Source organism: Acinetobacter sp. KS-LM10 (assembly GCF_036896575.1).
GTDB classification, from domain to species: domain Bacteria; phylum Pseudomonadota; class Gammaproteobacteria; order Pseudomonadales; family Moraxellaceae; genus Acinetobacter; species Acinetobacter avistercoris.
Genome location: NZ_CP145906.1, coordinates 501,018 through 524,567 on the forward strand (window position 1 = coordinate 501,018; position 23,550 = coordinate 524,567).

22 protein-coding genes are annotated in these 23,550 nt (G+C 38.6%); 13 read left to right on the plus strand and 9 right to left on the minus strand.

All coding sequences use genetic code 11. From position 1 onward, the window contains the following. Positions 1-16: 16 nt before the first annotated feature. From leuD to leuB, 3 genes are all read left to right on the plus strand, one after another. Entirely contained in the window at positions 17-667 is a 651-nt protein-coding gene (gene leuD / locus V5M36_RS02255; protein WP_338561591.1) for a 3-isopropylmalate dehydratase small subunit, read from the plus strand. A 104-nt stretch (positions 668-771) separates the two neighbouring features. Then, complete coding sequence (locus V5M36_RS02260; protein WP_338561593.1) at positions 772-1,347, plus strand: hypothetical protein; 576 nt, start codon at positions 772-774, stop codon at positions 1,345-1,347. Between the two features lie 31 nt (positions 1,348-1,378). After that, positions 1,379-2,458: a 3-isopropylmalate dehydrogenase gene (gene leuB, locus V5M36_RS02265; RefSeq protein ID WP_338561595.1), complete on the plus strand. Its 1,080-nt coding sequence runs from the start codon at positions 1,379-1,381 to the stop codon at positions 2,456-2,458. A 144-nt stretch (positions 2,459-2,602) separates the two neighbouring features. Here leuB and V5M36_RS02270 read toward each other — a convergent pair whose 3' ends face one another. Then, positions 2,603-2,941, minus strand: coding sequence for a hypothetical protein (locus tag V5M36_RS02270; RefSeq protein WP_338561597.1), 339 nt, complete (start codon positions 2,939-2,941; stop codon positions 2,603-2,605). Positions 2,942-3,188: 247 nt separating this feature from the next. After that, entirely contained in the window at positions 3,189-3,410 is a 222-nt protein-coding gene (gene infA, locus V5M36_RS02275) for a translation initiation factor IF-1 (protein WP_004692529.1), read from the minus strand. A gap of 228 nt (positions 3,411-3,638) precedes the next feature. On the opposite strand from infA, the gene V5M36_RS02280 reads away from it, so the two are divergent. Further along, positions 3,639-4,658, plus strand: a complete 1,020-nt coding sequence (locus V5M36_RS02280; protein WP_338561603.1) for an AraC family transcriptional regulator — start codon at positions 3,639-3,641, stop codon at positions 4,656-4,658. A gap of 151 nt (positions 4,659-4,809) precedes the next feature. Here V5M36_RS02280 and truA read toward each other — a convergent pair whose 3' ends face one another. The 4 genes from truA to asd form a co-directional block, all read right to left on the minus strand. Next, a complete protein-coding gene (truA, locus tag V5M36_RS02285; RefSeq protein ID WP_338561604.1) occupies positions 4,810-5,607 on the minus strand; it encodes a tRNA pseudouridine(38-40) synthase TruA in 798 nt (265 codons plus the stop codon). A gap of 17 nt (positions 5,608-5,624) precedes the next feature. Further along, on the minus strand, positions 5,625-6,596 hold the full coding sequence (locus V5M36_RS02290) for an asparaginase domain-containing protein (protein WP_338561607.1): 972 nt from the start codon (positions 6,594-6,596) through the stop codon (positions 5,625-5,627). Between the two features lie 48 nt (positions 6,597-6,644). After that, a complete protein-coding gene (locus tag V5M36_RS02295) occupies positions 6,645-7,997 on the minus strand; it encodes a hypothetical protein (RefSeq protein WP_338561609.1) in 1,353 nt (450 codons plus the stop codon). A 512-nt stretch (positions 7,998-8,509) separates the two neighbouring features. Continuing rightward, positions 8,510-9,628: an aspartate-semialdehyde dehydrogenase gene (gene asd / locus V5M36_RS02300; RefSeq protein WP_338561612.1), complete on the minus strand. Its 1,119-nt coding sequence runs from the start codon at positions 9,626-9,628 to the stop codon at positions 8,510-8,512. A gap of 196 nt (positions 9,629-9,824) precedes the next feature. Here asd and V5M36_RS02305 point away from each other — a divergent pair, with 196 nt between their 5' ends. Continuing rightward, a complete protein-coding gene (locus V5M36_RS02305) occupies positions 9,825-10,952 on the plus strand; it encodes an endonuclease/exonuclease/phosphatase family protein (RefSeq protein ID WP_338561614.1) in 1,128 nt (375 codons plus the stop codon). A gap of 568 nt (positions 10,953-11,520) precedes the next feature. Here the strand turns inward: V5M36_RS02305 and V5M36_RS02310 are convergent. Beyond that, on the minus strand, positions 11,521-12,456 hold the full coding sequence (locus V5M36_RS02310; RefSeq protein WP_338561617.1) for an LpxL/LpxP family acyltransferase: 936 nt from the start codon (positions 12,454-12,456) through the stop codon (positions 11,521-11,523). Between the two features lie 410 nt (positions 12,457-12,866). On the opposite strand from V5M36_RS02310, the gene V5M36_RS02315 reads away from it, so the two are divergent. Then, positions 12,867-13,754 (plus strand): DMT family transporter, encoded by an 888-nt coding sequence (locus V5M36_RS02315; protein WP_338561619.1) that lies wholly within the window; start codon positions 12,867-12,869, stop codon positions 13,752-13,754. Between the two features lie 168 nt (positions 13,755-13,922). Here V5M36_RS02315 and V5M36_RS02320 read toward each other — a convergent pair whose 3' ends face one another. Next, the gene (locus tag V5M36_RS02320; RefSeq protein ID WP_338561622.1) at positions 13,923-15,827 is read right to left on the minus strand and encodes an ATP-binding cassette domain-containing protein; all 1,905 of its coding nucleotides are present in this window, start codon (positions 15,825-15,827) and stop codon (positions 13,923-13,925) included. A 33-nt stretch (positions 15,828-15,860) separates the two neighbouring features. Here V5M36_RS02320 and V5M36_RS02325 point away from each other — a divergent pair, with 33 nt between their 5' ends. The 5 genes from V5M36_RS02325 (at position 15,861) to topA (ending at position 21,221) form a co-directional block, all read left to right on the plus strand. Continuing rightward, positions 15,861-16,106 (plus strand): SlyX family protein, encoded by a 246-nt coding sequence (locus V5M36_RS02325; RefSeq protein WP_338561624.1) that lies wholly within the window; start codon positions 15,861-15,863, stop codon positions 16,104-16,106. 105 nt (positions 16,107-16,211) lie between these two features. After that, positions 16,212-17,225, plus strand: a complete 1,014-nt coding sequence (locus tag V5M36_RS02330) for a hypothetical protein (protein ID WP_338561627.1) — start codon at positions 16,212-16,214, stop codon at positions 17,223-17,225. 99 nt (positions 17,226-17,324) lie between these two features. Then, positions 17,325-18,044, plus strand: coding sequence for a hypothetical protein (locus tag V5M36_RS02335; protein ID WP_338561629.1), 720 nt, complete (start codon positions 17,325-17,327; stop codon positions 18,042-18,044). Between the two features lie 56 nt (positions 18,045-18,100). Beyond that, entirely contained in the window at positions 18,101-18,550 is a 450-nt protein-coding gene (locus V5M36_RS02340) for an ammonium transporter (RefSeq protein WP_338561631.1), read from the plus strand. A gap of 31 nt (positions 18,551-18,581) precedes the next feature. Further along, positions 18,582-21,221: a type I DNA topoisomerase gene (topA, locus tag V5M36_RS02345; protein ID WP_338561633.1), complete on the plus strand. Its 2,640-nt coding sequence runs from the start codon at positions 18,582-18,584 to the stop codon at positions 21,219-21,221. A gap of 128 nt (positions 21,222-21,349) precedes the next feature. Here topA and V5M36_RS02350 read toward each other — a convergent pair whose 3' ends face one another. Further along, the gene (locus tag V5M36_RS02350) at positions 21,350-21,799 is read right to left on the minus strand and encodes a carboxymuconolactone decarboxylase family protein (RefSeq protein ID WP_338561634.1); all 450 of its coding nucleotides are present in this window, start codon (positions 21,797-21,799) and stop codon (positions 21,350-21,352) included. An 89-nt stretch (positions 21,800-21,888) separates the two neighbouring features. Between V5M36_RS02350 and V5M36_RS02355 the strand changes: the two genes are divergently transcribed. Both V5M36_RS02355 and V5M36_RS02360 read left to right on the plus strand, forming a co-directional pair. Beyond that, positions 21,889-23,019 carry a glycerate kinase family protein gene (locus V5M36_RS02355; protein WP_338561636.1) on the plus strand — a complete coding sequence of 377 codons (1,131 nt, stop codon included), beginning with the start codon at positions 21,889-21,891 and terminating at the stop codon, positions 23,017-23,019. Between the two features lie 84 nt (positions 23,020-23,103). Next, positions 23,104-23,502 carry a putative four-helix membrane protein gene (locus tag V5M36_RS02360; RefSeq protein ID WP_338561638.1) on the plus strand — a complete coding sequence of 133 codons (399 nt, stop codon included), beginning with the start codon at positions 23,104-23,106 and terminating at the stop codon, positions 23,500-23,502. The last annotated feature ends 48 nt before the right edge of the window (positions 23,503-23,550 follow it).

Below are 23,550 nucleotides of genomic sequence, written 5' to 3' on the forward strand. Positions count from 1 at the left end.
TGCAAGGGAGTTAACTATGAAAGCTTATGCCATTGAACAAGGTATCGTTGCGCCATTAGACCGTGCCAATGTAGATACAGATTTAATTATTCCAAAGCAATTTTTGAAGTCGATCAAACGTACGGGTTTTGGCGATAATTTATTTGATGAGTTGCGTTATTTAGATGAAGGTTATTTGGGGCAGGATATTAGCAAGCGTCCTAAAAATCCGGACTTTGTTTTGAATCAAACTCGTTATCAAGGTGCCAGCATTCTTTTATCTCGTGCAAACTTTGGCTGTGGATCTAGTCGTGAACACGCGCCATGGGCACTTGAAGAGTTTGGTTTTAGAACGGTTATTGCACCAAGTTATGCTGATATTTTCTTTAATAACAGTTTTAAAAACGGGATGTTACCTGTGATTTTGGCTGAAGAGATTGTTGAGCAACTGTTTCAAGAGTGCGCTGCCAATGAAGGTTATCAATTGACTATTGACCTAGAAGCTCAAGAAGTACGTACTCCAGCGGGCGAAGCCTTTAAATTTGAAGTTGATCCTTTCCGTAAGCATTGTTTACTCAATGGTTTGGATGATATTGGTCTTACTTTACAAGCTGCCGATAATATCCGTGAATATGAGGCAAAAACCAAACAAGTACGTCCTTGGGTATTTCAAGAAATAAGTAGCTAAGTGATTGTTCTTTTGAGCCCTATGACGAAAGCTCAACTCTTGTTAATATCAGTGCAAAATGAGTTAAAACATGTTGCGGATTTTAGTAAGGTTGGGCGTAGATCATGGCAAAGCTTCTCAAAAGATTAGCAGTTTTTACGGGCATGGCCATCACAATAGCGGGTTGCCAAAGCTTTAATACATTACATCTTAAAAAAGTGAAAGAAACCGAGCAAACTAAATCCAATGCTTTGATTTATTGTGACGGTACAAAAAATTGTGAGTTTGAGCGTTTGGGTAAAACTCGTATTGTTGATGCGAACAACCATCGCTTAGAAAAAGAGGCAATTCAGCAAGGTATTGTACGGCTGAATAAAGCATCGCTCAACGATGATAATGCTATTTATCTGTCTGTACCTGCGGCACAGTATGAATTGGTGGTTCGCTTTTATCCTATTTCTGAAGATAAAGCGGAAACTTTACACCTGATTCATCGTTTTAATGCGAATAGACAGTATCGCTTAAATATGTTTCGTGATCGAAGCAAGAATAGAGGAAGTTTGTTGAATTCATCTGCGCCAGATCCGCTCTGTGTAGATCTTCAACAAAATATGAAAACAATTCGACGTTTCTGCAAACCGTATAATGTTTTAAATGGTTTAGGCGAGTTTGTAGAGCAGAAAAATTTTAAAACCCGTTAGCAAAATACTAACTTTATAAATGGAATAACTCATGTCTAAACATATTTTGATTTTGGCTGGTGATGGTATCGGTCCTGAAATCGTGAAAGCTGCTGAGCAAGTACTTACACGTGTTAATGATAAATTCAATTTAGGTTTGACGTGGGAGCAGGGACTATTAGGTGGTGCGGCGATTGATGCGCATGGCGAACCATACCCTGCAGTGACTGCTGAGCAAGCAAAGCGTGCAGATGCGCTTTTATTAGGTGCAGTCGGCGGTCCTAAGTGGGATAGCATTGAACGTTCAATACGCCCAGAAAGAGGCTTGTTAAAAATTCGTTCTGAACTGAATTTATTTGCTAACTTACGTCCAGCGATTTTGTATCCACAATTGGCTGATGCATCGAGCTTAAAGCCAGAAATCGTTTCAGGCTTAGATATTTTGATTGTACGTGAACTTACGGGTGGTATTTACTTTGGTGAACCACGCGGTATTCGTGTACTCGAAAATGGTGAAAAACAAGGTTATAACACTGATGTTTATGCTGAGTCTGAAATTAAACGTATTGCCAAAGTTGCGTTTGAAATGGCGAATCTACGTGGCGGTAAAGTGTGTTCGGTAGATAAAGCCAATGTGCTTGAAGTGACTGAACTTTGGAAGCAAACCGTAACGGATTTAAAAGAAGCTGAATATCCAAATATCAACTTGTCTCATATGTATGTTGATAATGCAGCGATGCAATTGGTACGTGCACCGAAGCAGTTTGATGTAATTGTGACAGGTAACTTATTTGGCGACATCTTGTCTGATGAAGCGGCAATGCTTACAGGTTCGATTGGCATGTTACCGTCTGCATCTTTAGATGAGAATGGAAAAGGCATGTATGAACCATGTCATGGTTCAGCACCAGATATTGCGGGTCAGAATGTGGCTAACCCACTTGCAACGATTCTTTCTGTGGCGATGATGTTGCGTTATACATTCCGTGAGGAAGCGGCAGCTAAGGCCATTGAAGAGGCAGTTGGGCAAGTCTTAGATCAAGGTTTACGTACAGCCGACATCATGTCAGACAACATGAACAAAGTTGGTACGATCGAAATGGGTCAAGCCGTTGTCAAAGCTTTGAATTAATCAAATTCTGAATGTATTAATAAATGCAGCTTTATCGCTGCATTTTTTATATATGATTTGATTTTGGGAAAAACTAACAGCCTCTTCCTTTAAATTCGATACTTTCAGCTAGATTTTGTTTGAATTTGAAAATAACGAAACACTTCAGAGAATGATGGTAGCCATCGCTGGTGGATGAGAGTTGGGTCGGAATGATAAAACTCTTATGGTCACGAGTGGATTTACCGGCAGGAATAAACACAGTTGCTTGCCGTGTAAATAAACCAACTGATCTTTGTTCGTGCTGGGTTGAGGGTGAAGAGCAACATTGAATCTCTCTAAATCAATATTTTTTTGAATCGAAGCCATGCTTTGCCCTATATAAGGTTGTAAAGCACTTGATAAGCTTGAGTTGCGCTGCTGTTTTGCTGACTGGCACGCCGTTAAATACACGCTTAAGCAATATAAAAAAAGTACGGATACGGACTGTTGAATGAACTTCATATAAAACCTTTCATTTATTTTTTTATTTATATTCTTTTGTTTATTTTTTTAATTCTAAAACATTGAACCATTAAAATTTAAACTTAAAACCGAAATTAAGCAAAGGATTTTTAAGTACCTAGCAAGATGTGGATTTACACGCATGCAATCATCTGTCCAAGATGTGTTTAAGGCATGTAGACATGTATAAGATAAATCATAGACGCAATAAAAAAGCCACTTAACGTGGCTTTTCGCTTACTAACACTTAACGTGCACGGTAAGTAATACGACCCTTAGATAAGTCATAAGGTGTCATTTCTACTTTAACACTGTCGCCAGTCAAAATACGAATATAGTGTTTACGCATTTTACCAGAAATGTGTGCGATTACTTCGTGACCGTTTTCTAAACGTACACGGAACATAGTATTAGGAAGCGTTTCGGTGACAACGCCTTCGAACTCGATAAGTTCCTCTTTATTGGCCATAGCCTACCTGATGATCAAATTGGAAAGGGGCAAATTATAGGCAAAATTTTGGAAAAATACAAGGTTAAACGCTTTGATGTGAATGTATCTGTAGTCAAAATAGACGAACACAGAGATATAATAAACAAACAAAAATATGTAGATCTATATTGTCAGTTTGGTCAATCGACTGTAATCTTGAAGATAAGTTTTGAGTATATATTAATAACATACAAGGAAGGGCACTGCGTGAGTCAGCTAACTGATGCTTCGGTTGTTCTGCGTTTAGGCTATCAAGCGATACGTCGTGCTGGATTGCCTACAGAAGAAATACTAACAAAAGCGGGTGTGGCCTTAAATCAAGTGGATCAAAATGCACGTACGCCTTTAAGCGCGCAGTACGCATTTTGGGTCGCGGCAGAAGAAGTCAGTAAAGATCCTGACATCGGTTTGCATTTGGGGGAACATCTTCCATTATATCGTGGTCAGGTCATTGAGCACTTATTTATTTCGAGTGAAAACTTTGGCGAAGGGCTAAAACGTGCCTTGGCTTATCAACGTTTAATTAGTGATGCATTCCATGCCAAACTGGTCGTTGAATACGATCGTTGTTACTTAACCAACGGTGAACAACCTAATTTTTCTGAGAATATTGTCAATCGTCATTTTTCAGAATGTGCGATGTCAGGTATTTTAAGATTCTTTAAATTCATTACCGAAGGACGTTTTAATCCGATTTATATTGATTTTAACTTCAATAAAGGTGCGGAAGATGACGAGTATTTACGTGTATATGAATGTCCTGTGAGTTTGGGGCAAAAAGAAACGCGACTGTATTTTGATCCGTCTATTCTAGACTATACATTGTGGCAAGCAGAACCTGAGCTTTTACAATTACATGAACAACTGGCGATCGAGAAACTTCAAGAGTTGGCTCGTTATGATCTGGTCGGTGAAGTCCGTCGTGCAATTGGTTCAACCCTTGAAAGTGGCGAAACAACGTTGGAAACCGTTGCAGCGCAATTAAGTATTACACCGCGTCGTTTACGTACACAGCTTTCTGAGGCCAACACTAGCTTTCAACAAATTCTTTCTGATTACAGATGTCGTTTGGCCAAAAAATTATTAGCCAATACCAACGAAAGCGTAGAGCGGATCGTCTATTTAACGGGATTCTCTGAGCCGAGTACTTTTTATCGTGCTTTTAAACGTTGGACCAATGAGACACCAGTGGAATATAGAAAACGTAAACAAAACGTTCGTCCATGAGAAAAAGCCATGCATTGCATGGCTTTTTTGATGTTGAAGGCCAGATTTAGCTTTTCAATTTTTATAAGAAATATTGCGTTTATGCATTGATGTACAAAATGAACTAAAGTTAATCTGACGCTCATCTTCGAAAATGTTTAAAGCGATAAAATTATTCAGGCATATTGAGCCAGTGTGGCCCTAAAGGCATCTTCGGCAATTTAAACTGATCAGGATAGTCTGCATAAATAAAATATAATCCATCAGGGGGGGCAGTGACGCCTGCAGCTTGACGATCTTCAGCGGCAAAAATCGTATCGATGTGATCAATATCATACATATCTTGTCCGATTTCCAATAAGCATCCCATAATATTACGGACCATATGGTGTAAAAAACCATCAGCTTGGATGTCGAGGACAAGATAGGCACCATGCTGGATGAGTCTACAATGTGAAACGCTGCGAACAGGTTGATTGGATTGACATGCTGCGGCTCTAAAACTCTCAAAATTATGCGTACCTTCAAACTTTGAGGCAGCCAGAATCATTTTTTTTACATTGAGAGGGGCGTGGATGTGGGTGACTTGTTTATGCAGTAATGCAGGGCGCACACGGTTGTTATAAACTACATAACGATAACGACGCGATTTAGCTTTGAAGCGCGCATGAAACTCTTGATCCATATCCTGAATCCATTGGATCGAGATATCTTTGGGTAACAGGCTATTTGAGCCTAGAAGCCATCCATCCAATGGACGTTTAGCCTGCGTGTCAAAGTGTGCCACCATATTTGTGGCATGGACACCGGCATCAGTGCGTCCAGCACCTTGTAGCTGTATGGGTTCATTTGCGACTTTAGACAGTGCCTGCTCTATGGTTTCTTGAAGGCAAATGACGCCAGATTGCTGTGTTTGCCAGCCTCTATAGTTTGCACCATTAAATTCAATACCGACCGCCAAGCGCTGCATATCTACCTCTATTGTGATCAATCGTACCAATGCTCATGCCATTGATTCGTGGAGGGGTATTGTAAATACATTTTTAAAATTTTGGCATAAAGATCAGCATGACTGTGTGTGTCATTGATTAATATTTTTGCCTCATTAAGCCATTTACTCACAGCGTAGCGTTGATCTAAACCGCCAAAGGCCACTTGAGTATCTAAAATAATAGGGCAGCCAAATTGCTGAATCTCAATGCAATGATTGATGATCTCTCTATTTGTAGCCATATTTCCTGTACCGTAGGCTTGTAGAATAAGGACAGTTGGCAGTTGTTGCTTAAGAATAGAGAGCGTTTTACTCAATTGCTGAAGCTCTATCGGTTGTAGGGTGAGATTAATTATATTTAAGGCGTTAATTTGAGTGAGATGCTCAACTTGAACGATAAATTGCTCAGCGCTTTTAGATTTTGATTGAATTTCTTGTGTAGATGGTATGCCTTGAAACGCATCCAATGCCGTACTGTGTATTTTTAATACGGTACTTGCGTGAAAGATTTGATGGTGAAAAGCAACATAAACACCCATTGGAACTTTTTGGATATGGTCAATCGCGGTATTAAGATTGTCTAAAGCATCTGTAAAATCGCGGATATCTTGGCCTGACACATTTAAGAGCGGATATTGACTTCCTGTCACAATGACCCGTGAAGATTGTTGTAAAAAATGGGCTAATGTTGCCGCAGCATAACTGAGTGTGTCGGTCCCATGAATAATAATAAAATTTTGATAATGTAATAATTGTAAATCTTGAATTTGCCGAATCAGTAGAAACCAATCTTGAGCAGTGAACGCACTACTGTCTTTTACACTGGCTGCTGCAAAGCAATCAATGCCAACATTCCTGGCAAATATCTTTTCTAAAATAGGAAGAAATTCTGATTCAGGCATTGGGCTTAAAGGTTGACCAATACAACCGAATGTTCCACCCATATAAATTAATGCGATTTTTTTCATAATAAAAAAGCAGCCAATGATGACTGCTTCATGTTAAGGCGAAAATACTTAAGACGCTATTTGATTCAGTAGTTTTTCCGAAATATGACGTTGTTCTGCTGAATATTGATCGGCTTTTTCATTGATCAAGCGCTTGGCTGCATCGTAGGCACCCAATTGAATGTACTGTTGCGCAAGTTCAAAATTCAATTGAATTTCATTGGTGCTCAAAAGTTGTGGAAAGGCTTGTGCAAGTGGATCTTGAATATGTTCAGATGAATCTTGATCAATCTTTTGACTTGCTGTTTGCTGGATTGAACGTTGAAGTTCTTCTTCAAAAACTAAATCTTCAGGTGTGGTCGCAATCGGGGTATCAAGCTGGAATTTATAATCTTGATTCGTTTGCGAATTCAACTCAAAATTTGATTGAGGAAGGTTTAATTGAGATTGATCTTGCAGTTCAGTGTTTGTATTTTTGTTTGTATTTTCAATATTTACTTTTTCAACTTCAATTTTTTCAAATTCAAATTTTTCAAAGTTGAGTTCATTTGAAACGAGACTTTCAGATGAAGCGAAGTCCGTTTTTTTTTCATGAGTTTGAGCCGGAAAATCAGAGCTGAACTCTAAAGGCTTAATATCATCAGTTTGCCATGTTCGGCTTTGTGTATTTGATTGATCGAGAGCTTTGTTGTCTCTGTGGTCCTGATTAAGACGAGGCTCACTCAGATCATGAGTGAGATCTGATAAGGTGAACTCAAGAGGTTCTATATCTGATTGTGGTGATTTTTTTTCGAATTCAAATGCAGATAAAATTTCATTAAATGCTGCGTTATTTTGAGCCGCTTGTGGAAAAGTTGTTGTTTCTTTAGGCTCAATCAAGTGATTAAATTCAATATCAGCCTGACTTGGGTTGATCACATTCTGAGTTATTGACGGAGTAGATGGTGATGTCTTTAGCCAAGGTGCATTTTCTAGTTTTTGATTGGCTTGGTCTATAACGTCATGTAAACCCAATAAGCGTAGATGATTGAGTAATTGCTTGGTGGCTAATTCATCACTTTGTTCAAGATGAATATCGAACAAAAATAAATACAAATCATGCTGGCTACTGTCTTGATTTAATGCCTGATTGATTTTGGCTTCAGCAGATAAAAAACGTCTGGTTTGAATTAATTGTTGGATTTCAGCTTTGTCGTCATCATTTAATGTGGCACCCGATTTTTTTGTTTTATTCTCAACGATGATGGGCTTTTCTTCAACACGTCTTGAGGCTTTTTCACTACGCGTTAAATTTTTATGATGAAGCTGAGCCTTCGATTTTTTTTTGTTATTTATGGTGTTATTTGAATCTTTTGCATTTTCTCGCTTTTTTAAAAGCAAGGCAATAATCAGTAAAATAACAAAAGGAATGACGTATAGCATATTTTTACCCCTTCATTGAAATCAATGAAATTTATTCCTTTATTGTGGATTGAGAAAATTTTATTTCAATGGTCTTATACATGCTGACTTTATCTGTTTCATCTTAAGGTGTCATTAGTAATATTAAAATTCTGAGTAATGACCGCTTTATTGCACAATGTATAGAGAACATCTATTAAAAAAGAAATGCTACATATGACGGAAAGTTAGGTAGTAAAGTCAGGTAGTAGTGAGCAGTTCATAATTTTCATTACCACATCTAACTATTTCTGAGCAATTTTAAGGTCGTCAAGAATCATTCTGACTGAAAAGTTTGTTAATGTTGAAAATGGTGGTCTAGAAAACGCAAAAACTGAAGTAAGAGCTAAACAAAAAACTAAGATCTCAGCCAAAGCCAAAGCCAAAACCAAAAACAAAATTAAGTCACGAACAAAACATTGGATGAAAATTGAAATAAAAAGGCCGATTCATAAAAATCGGCCTTTTCTTAACTTTAAAATAAAGCGTTTGGTTTATGCATTTTTATAGTCGATAAGAATACGTAACATACGACGTAAAGGCTCAGCAGCGCCCCATAACAATTGATCACCTACAGTAAACGCACCTAGGTATTCTTTACCCATATTCAGTTTACGTAAGCGACCTACAGGAACGCTTAATGTGCCAGTTACAGCGACAGGAGTAAGATCTGTCATCGATGCTTCACGCGTATTTGGAACGACTTTCGCCCATTGATTTGCGCTACGTAACATATCTTCGATTTCATCTAATGGCACATCTTTCTTCAGCTTTAAAGTTAAAGCTTGGGAATGACAACGCATTGCGCCAATACGGACACAGTGACCATCAATTGGAACAATCTGTTGATTACCTAAGATCTTATTGGTCTCTACCTGACCTTTCCACTCTTCTTTAGATTGACCGCTTTCCAATTGCTTATCAATATAAGGAATTAATGAACCTGCCAAAGGAACACCGAAGTTACTCGATGGGAAGCCTTCACCACGTTGTAGTTGAGCGATTTTAGAGTCAATATCTAAAATTGGCGAGCGCGGATCATCTAGTAAATCTTTGGTATTGTTATATAAATAACCCATACCGCTGATGAGTTCACGCATATTTTGAGCGCCAGCACCAGAAGCTGCTTGATACGTCATTGACGTTGCCCATTCCACTAAATTATTTTGGAATAGACCGCCTAAACCCATCAACATCAGTGAAACTGTACAGTTTCCGCCAACAAAAGTTTTAGTGCCTTTGACTAAACCTTCTTTGATGACGTTCATGTTTACAGGATCAAGTACAATGATTGCTTCATCATCCATACGTAATGTAGATGCAGCATCAATCCAGTAACCTTTCCAATCTTCAGCTTTCAGCTTCGGGAAAACGTCTGAGGTGTAATCACCACCTTGACAGGTAATAATGACGTCCATCTGCTTTAGACTGTTAATGTCCGTAGCATCCATAAGTGCTGGAGCAGTTTTACCGCCAAACACAGGCGCTTCACCACCTGCATTACTGGTAGAGAAGTAGAATGGCTCAAAGTGAGCAAAATCATTCTCTTCAACCATACGTTGCATCAAGACGGAACCAACCATCCCGCGCCAACCGACCAGACCTACTTTCATGTCATTTTGCCTCGGTGCGTAAAAAAATAAAAAGGGGGCTTGAGTGTATCAAAAGAGCGTATAACTGCAAGCGCTACAGAAAGAAAACAGCAATATTGTTGTGCAATATATCTTGTTTATGTTACATGGAAAATTGATATTCATTAGTGAATTAACAAAAAATACAGAATATAAGAGAGAACATAAGAGAGTGATGATGATTTGGATTGAGATAATGGCAGTGATTGTCATATGGTTGACATTTTGGTCATTGATACCACGAGATGAATGGTGGTTCCGGGGCGCTGATTTTCCAAGACTGCAAATTTTAGCGGTCGGCTTTATAACTTTCTTGTTATTACTCTTTTGGAATAGCGAGTGGGACTTGTGGCGTCAGCTCATTTTCGTGGGTTTAATTGCGGCAATGGCTTATCAACTCAAAATGGTGTTGCCATACACCATGATATGGAAAAAGCAGGTCAAGCAAGTCCAACCCGATCAATTGGATATTGAAAAGCAGTTTTCTTTAATTGTATCCAATGTACTCACACCCAATACCGAATATCACCGTTTAATCAAGCTGATTCAAGAATATCAGCCAGATATCGTCTTGACGCTAGAAACAGATCAAACCTGGCAAAATGAACTCTCCGTAATCGAAGCAGATTATCCATATCGTGTACCTGTTCCATTGGATAACTTATATGGAATGCATCTCTACAGTAAGTTAGAGCTGGCGGATACTGAAGTGAAATTTATTTTAAGTAATGAAATTCCTTCGATTCATACCACAGTGAAATTACGTTCAGGTCAGACCGTACAGCTTTATTGTTTACATCCTAAGCCACCGAGTCCAACTGAGGCGAAAGATTCAACATTGCGTGATGCAGAACTCCTGATCGTAGGTGATCAGATTCAGGATCTGGACGAAAGTTGCATCGTGATGGGGGATTTAAATGATGTGGCATGGTCAAGAACAACGCGGTTATTTCAGCGTATCAGTGGATTACTAGATCCGCGGGTTGGTCGTCATTACGTCAATACTTTTCATGCTGACTATCCATTGTTACGTTGGTCATTAGACCATGTTTTTCATAGTACGGATTTTGCATTGGTTGAAATGAAGCGCTTAGAACATATGGGCTCAGATCATTTCCCCGTTTATGTTGTACTACAAACTGGACGAGAGTTTGAACAAGTTCAACAAGAGTTAGAGCAAACAGCAGAGGATGAAAAAGAAGCGCACGAAGCCATTCAGGACGGGATTCAAAAGGCAGAACGTGAAGAGAAAAAAGTGACAGATGAAATTGCACAAGGCTATAAGGATGGAACGAAGATTGTGTAAATTTATCCTTTTGTAAGCTTTTTCTTACACGGATTGACTCTACTTGCGAGTATACGAATGTATAGAATCATTCTATGATTATTTCATCGGCACAGGGAGTGGGAATGGAATAATCCCAATACGGAAGACGAAGCCGATGGAAAGTCACTATGGATATGGTGCAGGAAAGGAAAGCCACTACAAAATAAAAATATTTTTTTGAAAAGCACAACCTCATAAGCCCGAGTTTTACAGGATGTAGAACTCGGGTTGAGTTTTTATGGATATTCAATTTTTGCCCTTATTCACTTTATAGATTTGTGCTGGATCTTTAAATCAAAGAGTCGGGCCTTTAAATCCAAATCTTAAGTAGCTAATTTACTCTTATTTTAAGGCAATTTACTCAGACATTAGGCGCTATCGTGCGAGATAAAAATTGCTACATATAACGGTGATCTTTAATAATTTACGTTGGTGATCTTTCATAATTTAAGTTTATGTTTCATCAGTCAATATGAAGCCTAAATGGCCATAAATAATGCCTATCTAAGCCATATACAATCTAATCAATACTTAAACTAATGAGCGTCTAGTAAATTTTATCATAACCCTCTGGACGAGTTTTAAAGCGACGATGGAACCACATATATTGTGTGGGTGCTAAACGTAATTGTTCTTCAATGATGAGATTAGTACGAGTTGCATCAGCCACTTCATCATCACTCGGCATATTGTCTAGAGCTGGTTCAATTAAAATACGATATTGTGGATTCGCAATATTCCCAGTTCGATAAAAATAGAGTGGTATTGCTTCCGCTTTAGTGATTTTCATTAAACGGCGGTGTGCCGTTACGGTCGCAGCAGGTATACCAAAGAATGGTGCCATAACCCCTTGCTTTAAACCAAAATCTTGATCTGGACTATACCAAATCATTCGTCCATTTTTGAGCTGACGACTTAAACCACGCATATCATCATGGTCAATCTGATGGGTATAAATAGTTGCACGACAACGGTAGATCAGCATGTCGAGTAGTGGATTATTTTGTGGACGATAAACGACGTCGGGATCAAAATATTGTGAACAGATATAACCACCAGCATCTAATAAAGTGGAATGTGTACCGAGTAGCAGCGCCCCTTTACCTTCAGCTTGGGCTTTTTGAATATGTTCTAAACCTTCAATTGAAATACGACCTTTAAACCATTGTGGACAATACCAAGCATTTAATGTTTCAAAAACACCGACCATTTGGTCAATAAAGACTTGGCGAGTATTTTCGTAAACCAACTCTGGCATCCACTCTGGGAAACAGATTTCTAAATTACGAATGGTGGTTTCACGACGAGATTTCAGGGATCTGAAGGCAATATTTCCCAGTAAAAAAGCCAAACGATGTTGAATTGCCCATGGAAGAATAGCCAAAATCATTAAAAAGAGAATTCCAATCCAAATACCCCAATATTTAGGCAGTAAGAATGACCATTGGAATTTACTGGGTTCGTGATTCGACGCTTTACTCATAACGGTTTAGAACAACATTTTAGTGACTAAGTGAAGTTTAACATGAAGCTTTATTACTGTATAAATTAACAATTTCGATCTGGTCACAGAATATCTGCTTGTTTACTTGCTTATTTGATTGAAAGTCTTCTGGACAATCATTAATTTTAGACATGAAACTTATGAATTGATTTCGGATCAAGTGGAGAGGTATTTAGATGCGTTGTTTAGCAAAGATAGATTTTTCGGCATTTTAGTCTTTTTAATCCTCATTCTATTTTTTCGATCAATATGCCGTAGAGAAAAGATTGCAACCGAAGATGAAAGATCAATCTAAACTTTCCGCTATTAACTAACATCCTATTTTTAATTAGTCATCCATCATTCAAAAGCATAAGATTTGTACCATTCTCAAGATTTAGAGTTGAAGTATGGCTTTCAGTTGGATTTTATTCACGCTTATGGCTGCATTTATGCAAGCTTGGCGGAATGCCTTTCAAAAACAACTCAGTAGTACTGTTGATGTTTGGGGAGTGACTCTGGCGAGATTCATTTTTGGATTTCCTTTTGCGATTCTTTATTTGTCTGCCCTATATCATTTCTCTCCTATTACAGCAGCGGTAACGTTCACACTCAAATTTTGGATTTATATTGTCATTGCGGGTTTAAGCCAAATTTTAGCAACGGCTTTAATGGTGCAACTTTTTAAACAAAAGAATTATGCCATTGGTGTTGGACTAGCCAAAAGTGAAGCGATTCTTGCTGCTGTGATCGGCGTCGTATTTCTTGCAGAGTATTTATCGATTTGGGCTTGGTTTGGTGTTTTGATCGGTGCTTTAGCAATTTTCTTGCTTACGAAAGGTCATCAATTCAGTGGTTTTTCTGCAAAAACCCTATTGATTGGGATTGGTAGCGGTTTGGCTTTTGCCATTACCTCCTTACTTGTACGTGAGGCCAGCTTAGAATTAGCGATGTTACCTCAAATGCACCGCGCAGCTTGGGTCTTGCTTTTGGTGATTGGTTTTCAATGCTGCATTATGCTGAGCTATTTGGGCATATTTAGCCGACAAACACTCTGGGCGATGTACGAGCGAGTTGGACTGACATTCCGGGTGAGTACCTGCAGTTTTTTAGCATCTTTAGGCTGGTTTACGGCCATGAGTATGATGAGCGTCGGCGTGGTAAAAACCTTAGGTCAAATTGAAATTTTATTTAGTTTACTTATTTCGGCATATTTTTTTAAAGAAAAATTAGCACGAAATGAACATGTTGGTTTGGCTCTTGTTGTTCTTGCCGCCATTCTGGTGATTTGGGCATAGTGATAAAATGAACAAGCTTTGATATGAAATTCGAATATGATTATTTTGATGATTAAAATAAATGCCCACTGAAAAATAAAGGTTGAATCAATATAAAAAACTCCGTCATGAAGACGGAGTTTTTTAATTTAAAGCAGTTGAAACTAAGCTATCAAAATGACCAAGGAATTAACCTTTGCTCATTTCTTCAAGTTGTTCCCATTGCTCTAATTTTTCAAGCAATTGCTCATCAATTTCTGATAAGCGTGCAGACAGTTTCATCGCTTGATCATTGTTTGATACAAACAAAGTGCCATCAGCAAGTTTCGCATTAATGTCCGCTTGTTCTTTTTCCAAAGCTTCCATTTCAACAGGTAATTGCTCTAAAGCACGTTGATCTTTATAGCTAAGTTTTACTTTCTTAGGTATCGCAGCGGCAGCAGTTGCTTCTGCTTTGGCTAATGCTTTTTTTACATCACTTTTTTGATCGACTGCAGTTTGATCAGGACGTTGCTCTAAATAATCCTGATAACCACCAATGTATTCATCGATATGGCCTTTACCATCGAAAACCCAAGTTGACGTCACGACATTGTCCATAAATGCACGGTCATGCGAGATCAATAACAGTGTGCCTTTGTACCCGCCAAGCATTTCTTCCAAAAGCTCTAGAGTCACCATATCCAAATCGTTGGTTGGCTCATCCATAACAATTAAGTTTGATGGTTTAAGTAATAGTTTAGCGAGAAGAATACGGTTGCGTTCACCACCAGACAAAGCTTTTACGGGGGTGCGTGCGCGTTCAGGAGAGAACAAAAAGTCTTGTAAGTAGCTGTAAATATGACGACGGCCACCATTTACATCGACAAAATCTGAACCTTCAGAAACGTTATCTTTAACCGTTTTTTCCAGATCAAGTGCATTACGTAATTGGTCAAAGTAAGCGACTTCTAACTGTGTGCCTGTTTTCACAGAACCCGTATGTTCAAGTTCACCCAAGATGGCTTTGATGAGTGTCGTTTTACCTACACCATTGTCGCCGACTAGGCCAATACGGTCGCCACGTAGCACCAACGCAGAGAAATCTTTGATGATTGGCGCATTGTTGCCAAAAGACACACTTAGATTTTCTATATCAAATACAAGTTTACCTGAGCGGTTGGCATCTTGAGTTGCCATGTTCACTTTACCTTGTTGTGAACGACGCGCTTTAGATTCTTCACGTAGCGCTTTTAATTCACGAACACGGCCTTCGTTACGGGTACGACGGGCTTTAATCCCTTGGCGAATCCAAACCTCTTCTTCAGCTAATTTTTTGTCGAAAAGTGCATTTTGCTTTTCTTCAGCTTCCATTTGCATCGCTTTGAGTTCTAAGTAACGTGAGTAGTTACCTTCGTAGCTGCGCAAAGTGCCTCGATCGAGTTCAACAATACGCGTGGCAATGCTGTCGACGAATGAACGGTCATGCGAGATAAACAATAGCGTTAAATTGTTTTGATCAAGTAAGAATTTTTCTAACCATTCAATACTTTCAACGTCCAAGTGGTTGGTTGGTTCGTCAAGAAGTAACACATCGGGTTGTGTTAATAACGCACGTGCAAGTAGTACACGACGTTTACGACCTCCTGAAAGATCAGCAAGGTCTGCTTCTGGGTCGAGGCCCATTTTGCTGAGAATTGAGTTTACTTTGGTTTCGAGTGCCCAACCATCCACTTGGTCAAGCTTGTGCTGTAGCTCGCCCATACGGTCGCAAGCGTCCATGTCACCAAGTACACATGCATCACTGGCTTCATGGTAAGCTCGAAGCACAGTCGCGGCTTCTCCTGCACCGTCAGCAACGATATCAGCGACTCTACCTGAGTCCATGGGTACATCTTGAGCAAGCATTGAAATGGTAATGCCATTTTGTAAAGAAACTTCACCACGATCTGGCAGTAAGCTTCCCTCAATCAGCTTGAGTAAAGTAGACTTACCTTCACCGTTACGACCAATCAAACAAACTCGTTCGCCGCGCTCTAAATTAAAGTTTGCGCCGTCGAGCAGGGAGGGTCCGCCAAAAGCAAGTTGGACATCCCTTAACGTAATATAGGCCATACTGTTTCCTGAAATCCTAAATGAGGACTTAAAATGACTAAACAAATAAATATGAATGAACAGGCGTCATTTTCCGCACCCATAGAAGATTTGCAAGTCCGAATTGCATTTTTAGATGAATTAGTTGATCAATTGAATACCCAAATTGCCATTCAAGACCGTGAAATTACTGACTTAAAGAAGCAAATGAAAATTTTGTATCAACGTATGGAAGCAACCAGTTCAGATGATGGAATTGCAACATTTGATCCGATGGCTGACCGTCCACCGCATTATTAATATACAAACTTAGCTTTAGATGCATAGATCTATGTATTTTATTTGACCTTTATCTATAACAGCGTTGTAATAAACACTTCACCTAACGAGTTTTTGAAACTGACTATGAATGCCAAAGTTGTCCTTTTAGATCTGGAAAATAATCTTCCTACAGCACAACTATTTAGAGATATTATTGAACACTTTTCAACATTATATATCTTTAATGGACAAGGTCGTTTTGAATTTCCTTTAGTTGATTTAACTGAGCTTGCAAGTTGGATCAGTAGTGGTCAAGTTATTGTTTTAGATACCTTAGCCGCTAAAGAAAAAGAGTTTGAATATGCAGTGGTGGTCGGACAGTTGTTGGCACTGCTTGAGCCAGAGACACATGTAGAAGTTATTTCTGTCATGGACAGTAGCCAAATGCTGGTGGACATGATGCTCGCTTCAGGTTTGAGTGGTCACTTGATACAGTTGAAACGTGATTTAGCCGACACCAAAGCCAAGAACTCGCTGCCAAGTATCGATGCGATTTTAGCAAATCCACATTTACAACAGATCAAAAAATATTGTGATACCTTGGCGAAAATGTCAGGTAAACCCAATACAGTTTTGAAACTTAAAAACTCGATTGTGAATATCCTAAACATTGATGCGGATCAAACGCAGCATATTTTAGGCATGTTGATCAATTTAAAATTGGTCAAAAAACAAGATGATCAAATTTCATTTCGTAAAAAAGCTCTTAAACAATGGGTGCAACTCGATTTAAATGCAGTACAGCAACCCCTTGAACCTCAGCTAAAACTGGCAAAAGTCGATTCACTTCTTGCTAAATTGCATACCCATTCAGAACAAATTTTTGCTGATGTCGATTCACATATAGCTGCACAAAACACGCCAGATGATTTATTCAAAAACTTTGAGCAGATTGATCCTGTTCAGATGGAAGTGATTCAGAAGTTGAATCAATTGAAATCTGAGAAACCTAAAGATATTTATGAGTTGCGCGATTTGCTCGAGCAATTATTTCCAAAGTCAGATGTGCGATTATTGCTCAAAGAAATGCTCGACAAAGGTTATATTTATTGGAATGGAAGTGCAGTGATCTACAGTCATGAGATGTTTCTGAATTAATTTAAGTGCTAAATAGATGATAGATCATTTTTTAATAGAATTAGTCGTTTAGTCTTTGTGGTGACTTTTTTTACGATCTCGATTTCTTTTGCTGGACTCATGTATATTGATGGATTAGCACATACGTTAGGCTTCGATGTATCACTGTTTGATTTAAATTTTTATGACTTTTTTATATACGTCGTAATTTCAGATAATTTAAATGTTTTTCCAGTTTTTATTCTATCTTTAGCAATCGCTATATCTTTCGTTCTATATCCTAAAGCAATAATCTTTGTATATGATTTTACTTATATTTTCTTTATATACCTATGGAATTTTTTTGGTGGATCAAAAAAAATAGTTCCATTTTTCTTAATATTTATTTCACCATTTCTAATATTTCTTTTTTTTATTTGTTTAATTTTCTATGCTGTAATCTTAAAATTAAATGAACTTAAACTATTCAAAAATTATTTTTTAAAAGTTAAAGAAAAATTAATTGATGATGATCAATATTTAAAATCTTCAAATCGGCTAGGGGAAGGGAGTCACAATTTTTTTAAATCTTATTTAGTTTTTTCATTTATCTTATTGCTGTTTATTTCATGGCTAGGTTGGGTTGTTCATATTGGTAAGCAAGGACAGGTTCATGCCCAAAAACATTTGGATTCAACAGAATATAAAACACTATATTTAACCAATAATACCAAACTTAAAGTCGTTATGGTTTCCAAAGTGAAAAATGGATATATTTTTGTTTTGAATGAAAATAATAAGAATAAAGAGAAAGCCTCGTTTATTCCAGATAATGTGATTTTGCGAATTGATTCATTCTGAACTTGCGTTTTATATTCACCTTATGCAACTCTAATATAAGAATCAAAAGGTGAACTATGGAAAATGCTGGTCTTTGGATAACAATCCTTATTGTGGTTTTTGTATTGGGCTCAATTTTTGGCCTGCGTGTGAGTCCACGAGAAAAAGCATTGGGCATCATGCGTGATAAAGCACGAAAAATGGGATTACATCCACGTTTGGTTGCTGCTCCAGATTGGACAAAAGTACCTAAAGCTACTGAAAATCGTGCCAGCATGGTGGCGTATTATAGTGTCATTATTCCAGAAGGGCGTTTACTTTTAATGCGAGCATTGGTTGAAGACCAAAAGCTTAAGGTTATTCATGGCGATGATAAATTTAATGATTTTCCCATTGCATTAAAAGGGATTTATGCTATTGATATGCAGTCAAATTGTGTTGGGCTATATTGGGACGAAGAATCCGATCTGCACGCAACTCAACTTGATGATATGAAAGCATTTTTACAAAAACTGGCTGAAATTTAACTTTTTAAATAAACAGGAATAACGGTTCATTATGGCGAACGCTCCTAAGTCGACATCCAAAAGCACAACAGCAAAAACTCCTGATGCTGTAAAAAAACGTGCCTTAGTGATTGTAGAATCGCCTGCAAAAGCGAAAACGATTAATAAGTACTTAGGTTCTAACTACATTGTGAAATCTTCTGTGGGTCACGTGCGTGATTTACCTACAGGGGCTTCAAAAAGCACAGAAAAAAAACCTGCGACACGTACCAAACTTAACGATGCTGAGAAGGCCGAAAAGGCCCAGAATGCATTGGTTAATCGTATGGGGGTTGACCCTGAACATGACTGGAAGGCTAAGTATGAAGTCCTTCCTGGTAAGGAAAACGTTGTCGCTGAACTGAAAAAACTGGCTTCTCAAGTTGACGAAATCTATCTCGCAACGGATATGGACAGAGAAGGGGAAGCGATTGCTTGGCATTTAAAAGAAGTTATTGGTGGTGATGAATCACGTTATCAACGTGTGGTTTTCAACGAAATTACTAAAAATGCCATTCAGGAAGCTTTTAAACAGCCTTCTCGCCTTGATACAGACAAAGTTAATGCACAACAAGCACGTCGCTTTTTAGATCGCATCGTCGGCTTTATGATCTCACCCTTACTGTGGGAAAAAATTGCTCGTGGTCTTTCTGCAGGTCGTGTGCAATCAGTTGCAGCAAAACTTGTAGTCGAACGTGAGCGTGAAATTCGTGCCTTTGTTCCAGAAGAATATTGGCAAGTCTTTGCAGACACGCAATCCAAAAAAGATCACATTCGTTTAGAAGCAGTGAAGCAAGGTGGAAAAACCTTAAAGCTGCAAAATAAAGCACAAACAGATGCTTTGTTGAACATATTAAAAGATGCTGACTATAAGGTTTCAGTTCGCGAGGATAAACCGACCAAGGTTAATCCGAGTGCACCGTATATCACTTCTACGCTACAACAAGCAGCGAGTACACGCTTAGGTTTCTCTGTGAAGAAAACCATGACCATGGCTCAGCGTTTGTATGAAGCGGGTTATATTACCTATATGCGTACAGACTCCACTTTTTTAAGTGATGATGCTGTCAATATGGCGCGCAATTACATAGAACTAGAGTTTGGTGAAACCTATATTCCGGCTAAGCCGAACCGTTATGGCAACAAAGCGGGTGCACAAGAAGCACATGAAGCGATACGTCCTTCAACGATTACGCTTAGTGGTGATCAGCTTGTTGGTGTAGACCGTGATGCACAGCGTTTATATGAGCTCATTTGGCGTCAGTTTGTAGCATGTCAAATGACACCAGCTGAATATTTATCTTCGACCATTTTAGTCGATGCCAATGGTGTTGAGCTTAAAGCCAAAGGTCGTACCTTGGTTTTTGATGGTTTCACTAAAGTTCGCGGTGCCAATAAAGCAGATGATGATGTGTTATTGCCTGCGGTAAAAGTGGGTGAAATTCTTAAACTTGAGAAACTTGATCCATCGCAACATTTTACCAAGCCACCCGCACGTTTTACAGAAGCATCATTGGTTAAAGAGTTAGAGAAAAAAGGCATTGGTCGTCCATCTACCTATGCTGCGATTATTTCTACGATTCAAGATCGTGGTTATGTGAAGATTGATAATCGTCGTCTTTTTGCAGAGAAGATGGGTGAAATCGTGACAGATCGTCTCGATGAGAACTTCAATAACTTGATGAACTATGCTTTTACTGCGGATCTTGAAAGTCAGCTGGATAAAGTGGCTGATGGCGAGCGTAATTGGAAAGAGTTACTTGATAATTTTTACGGTGATTTTAAAAAGCGTTTAACCACTGCTCAGGGTGAAAACGGCATGCGCCGTAATCAACCCGTAGAGGTTGATGCTGTTCACTGTAAAGAATGTGACCGCCCAATGCAGATTCGTACGGGAACTACAGGCGTTTTCTTGGGTTGTTCAGGTTATAACTTGCCACCGAAAGAACGTTGTAAAGGTACATTTAATTTAACCCCTGTAGAATCTTTGGCGATGCTGTCCGATGATGAGGGTGCAGAAACAGCTGACTTAATGTCGAAAAAACGTTGTCCAATTTGTGAAACTGCAATGGACAGCTATGTGATTGACGGTGGTCGTAAATTACATGTGTGTGGTAACAATCCAGATTGTGCTGGTTTTGAACTTGAAGAAGGTGAGTTCAAAATTAAGGGATATGATGGACCCACTATTCCATGTGACAAATGTGATGGCGAAATGCAGTTGAAAACAGGACGTTTTGGTCCTTACTTCGCTTGTGGTAGCTGCGACAATACACGTAAAGTTCTAAAAAGTGGTCAACCTGCGCCTCCACGTGTAGATCCGATTCGTATGGAACATTTGCGTTCAACCAAACATGATGACTTCTTCGTGTTACGTGATGGTGCAGCAGGTCTGTTCTTAGCTGCGAGTAAGTTTCCTAAAGTACGTGAAACACGTGCACCTAAGGTAGCTGAGCTACGCTCTGTTGCTGAGCAACTTGATCCGAAGTATCAATTCATTTTGAATGCGCCAGATCAAGACCCTGAGGGCAATCCAACATTGGTTAAATTTAGCCGTAAGAACCAAGAGCAATATGTGGGTTCTGAAAATGCTGAAGGTAAGCAAACCAAGTGGAGTATGCTTTATAGAGATGGGAAATGGACTGAAGCTTAAATGCTTTTGATACCATGATCTAAATAAAAATGCTGACGAAAGTCGGCATTTTTTTTGTATCATGGCAAAGTAATTTTTTACTGACTGGGTCTATTGATCGCTAAAATAAACAAATCGAGTATCTTAAATCAAATTTTCACAGCATAGCGACTGCTAATCGCAATGCGATTCCACGTATTAATAACAATCGCCAGCCATTCAATAGCGCTGATTTGCACGTCAGTTAAAAAAGGAAGCGCATCCTCATAAACAGCATCAGGAACTTGATTTTCAGAAATTAAGGTGATGGCTTCAATAAGTGTAAGCGCTGCGCGCTCTGTATCATTGAAGTATTCAGTTTCACGCCATGCATTGAGTAGACTAATACGTTCAAAACTTTCACCTGTCTTGAGTGCATCTTGTGTATGCATGCGGATGCAAAATGCACATTGATTGATTTGTGAAGCACGTAGTTTCAGTAAATGAGCAAAACCTTCATCTATATTGACTGCATTTATTTGTTGCATCGCCAGTTGATCAAGTTCAGTAACTTTCTTATAAAGTTCAGGTGCGGCTTGAGCAAGATTAATACGTGACATGGTCAGCCTTTGAGGGGAATTAATTTGTTTTACTGTACCTCAGATCGCTAATCCGTTATGTTTGATCTGTCCAATTAATAAAAAATGCGATGAAGACTTTTGTTTTAGCCCCTGATTCATTTAAAGAAAGTATGACTGCTGAACAGGCTTGCGCTGCGATGCAGCGTGGTATTGAGCAGGTTTTCTCAGATGCAATATGTATTCATGTACCTATGGCTGATGGTGGTGAAGGAACTGTTGATGCTTTGATTGCTGCTTTACACGGCGAGAGAGTAGCATGTGAAGTGACTGGACCTTTACCTCATCAGAAGGTTCAAACTTATTTTGGTTTAATTGATGCAGGTCAAACAGCTGTTATTGAAATGGCAGCGGCCAATGGAATGCATTTATTATTATCAGAGCAACGTAATCCATTACTCACCAGCACTTATGGTACAGGTGAAATGATTAAATGTGCGCTTGATCTAGACGTTTCTAAAATCATCATTGGCTTGGGGGGAAGCGTGACCAATGATGCAGGTGCAGGTATGGCACAAGCATTAGGTGTCAAATTTTATGATGAATGGGGCGCTGAAGTTGATAGGGGTGGTGGGCAGCTTGGACATATAAAAAATATTGATCTCTCAGAAATAGATGCACGTTTAAAACAGACTCAAATCATCATTGCTTCCGACGTGAATAATCCTCTGTATGGTGACAATGGAGCCTCTCGAGTTTTTGGACCACAAAAAGGTGCAAGCTTGGAGATGGTTCAACAATTGGATGACAATCTTCGTCATTTTGCAGATGTGGTTGATGCTGAATTAAACTTAGATTTGCCTCATGTGGCAGGTGCAGGAGCAGCAGGTGGCTTAGGCTTTGGGTTGATGGTATTTGCAGATGCAACTATTCAATCAGGTGCAAAATTAATAATTGAGCAAGTTGGATTAGCTGAAAAAATTGCCAAAGCAGACTATATTTTTACAGGAGAAGGTCGTATTGATTTTCAGACTAAGTTTGGTAAAACACCTTGGGCTGTGGCGCAAGTGGCAAAAAAGTTGAACAAGCCTGTAATCGCATTTGCAGGACGAATTGGTGATAATATTCAGCCATTATTCGATGAAGGTTTTACGCAAATCATTGATATTAATAATGCGGATTATGATTTTGAAAATGTATTGAGAAATGCGAGAAGAAACTTAGAAAATTGCTGCTCTGATTTTGTAAAATCATTGAAGTAAATAAATATTAAGATGGAACTGGATATGTGGTGTAGGTAAACTGATTATGTATAAGAAAAAATTAATAATATTAGGTATAACCAGTTGATAAATAAAATAATTGTTTATACGTTGCTTTTAACCACTTCATTTCATTGCATAGCTTTACCTTTAGGTACTTTAAGCAATACGAGTGGAGGCACACTTGGATCATCTTCACCTTCATTATTAATTTTACTTGTAGGTACATTAGCTTTTTATCTTTACTATAAAATATTTATGGATTGGATGAGTCGTAAAAGAAATCAGATTAAACCTGAGTTGAGGGTGGGTATTCAGGCATGGTTATTAACGGTTATAATTTTTGCATTCATTTCTTTATTTGCATCTTCGTTGATTTTTTTAATGCTTGACGCTATTTGGGGGGAAGAACTAATAAGAAGCATTGGACTTTATGTTTGGCTGGTGCTTTTTATCATTTTATTATTTTTAGCAATGACTTAATGAGCTTGTTAAAAGTAATTATTACAATGTAGTGGTATTTCAAAGTCT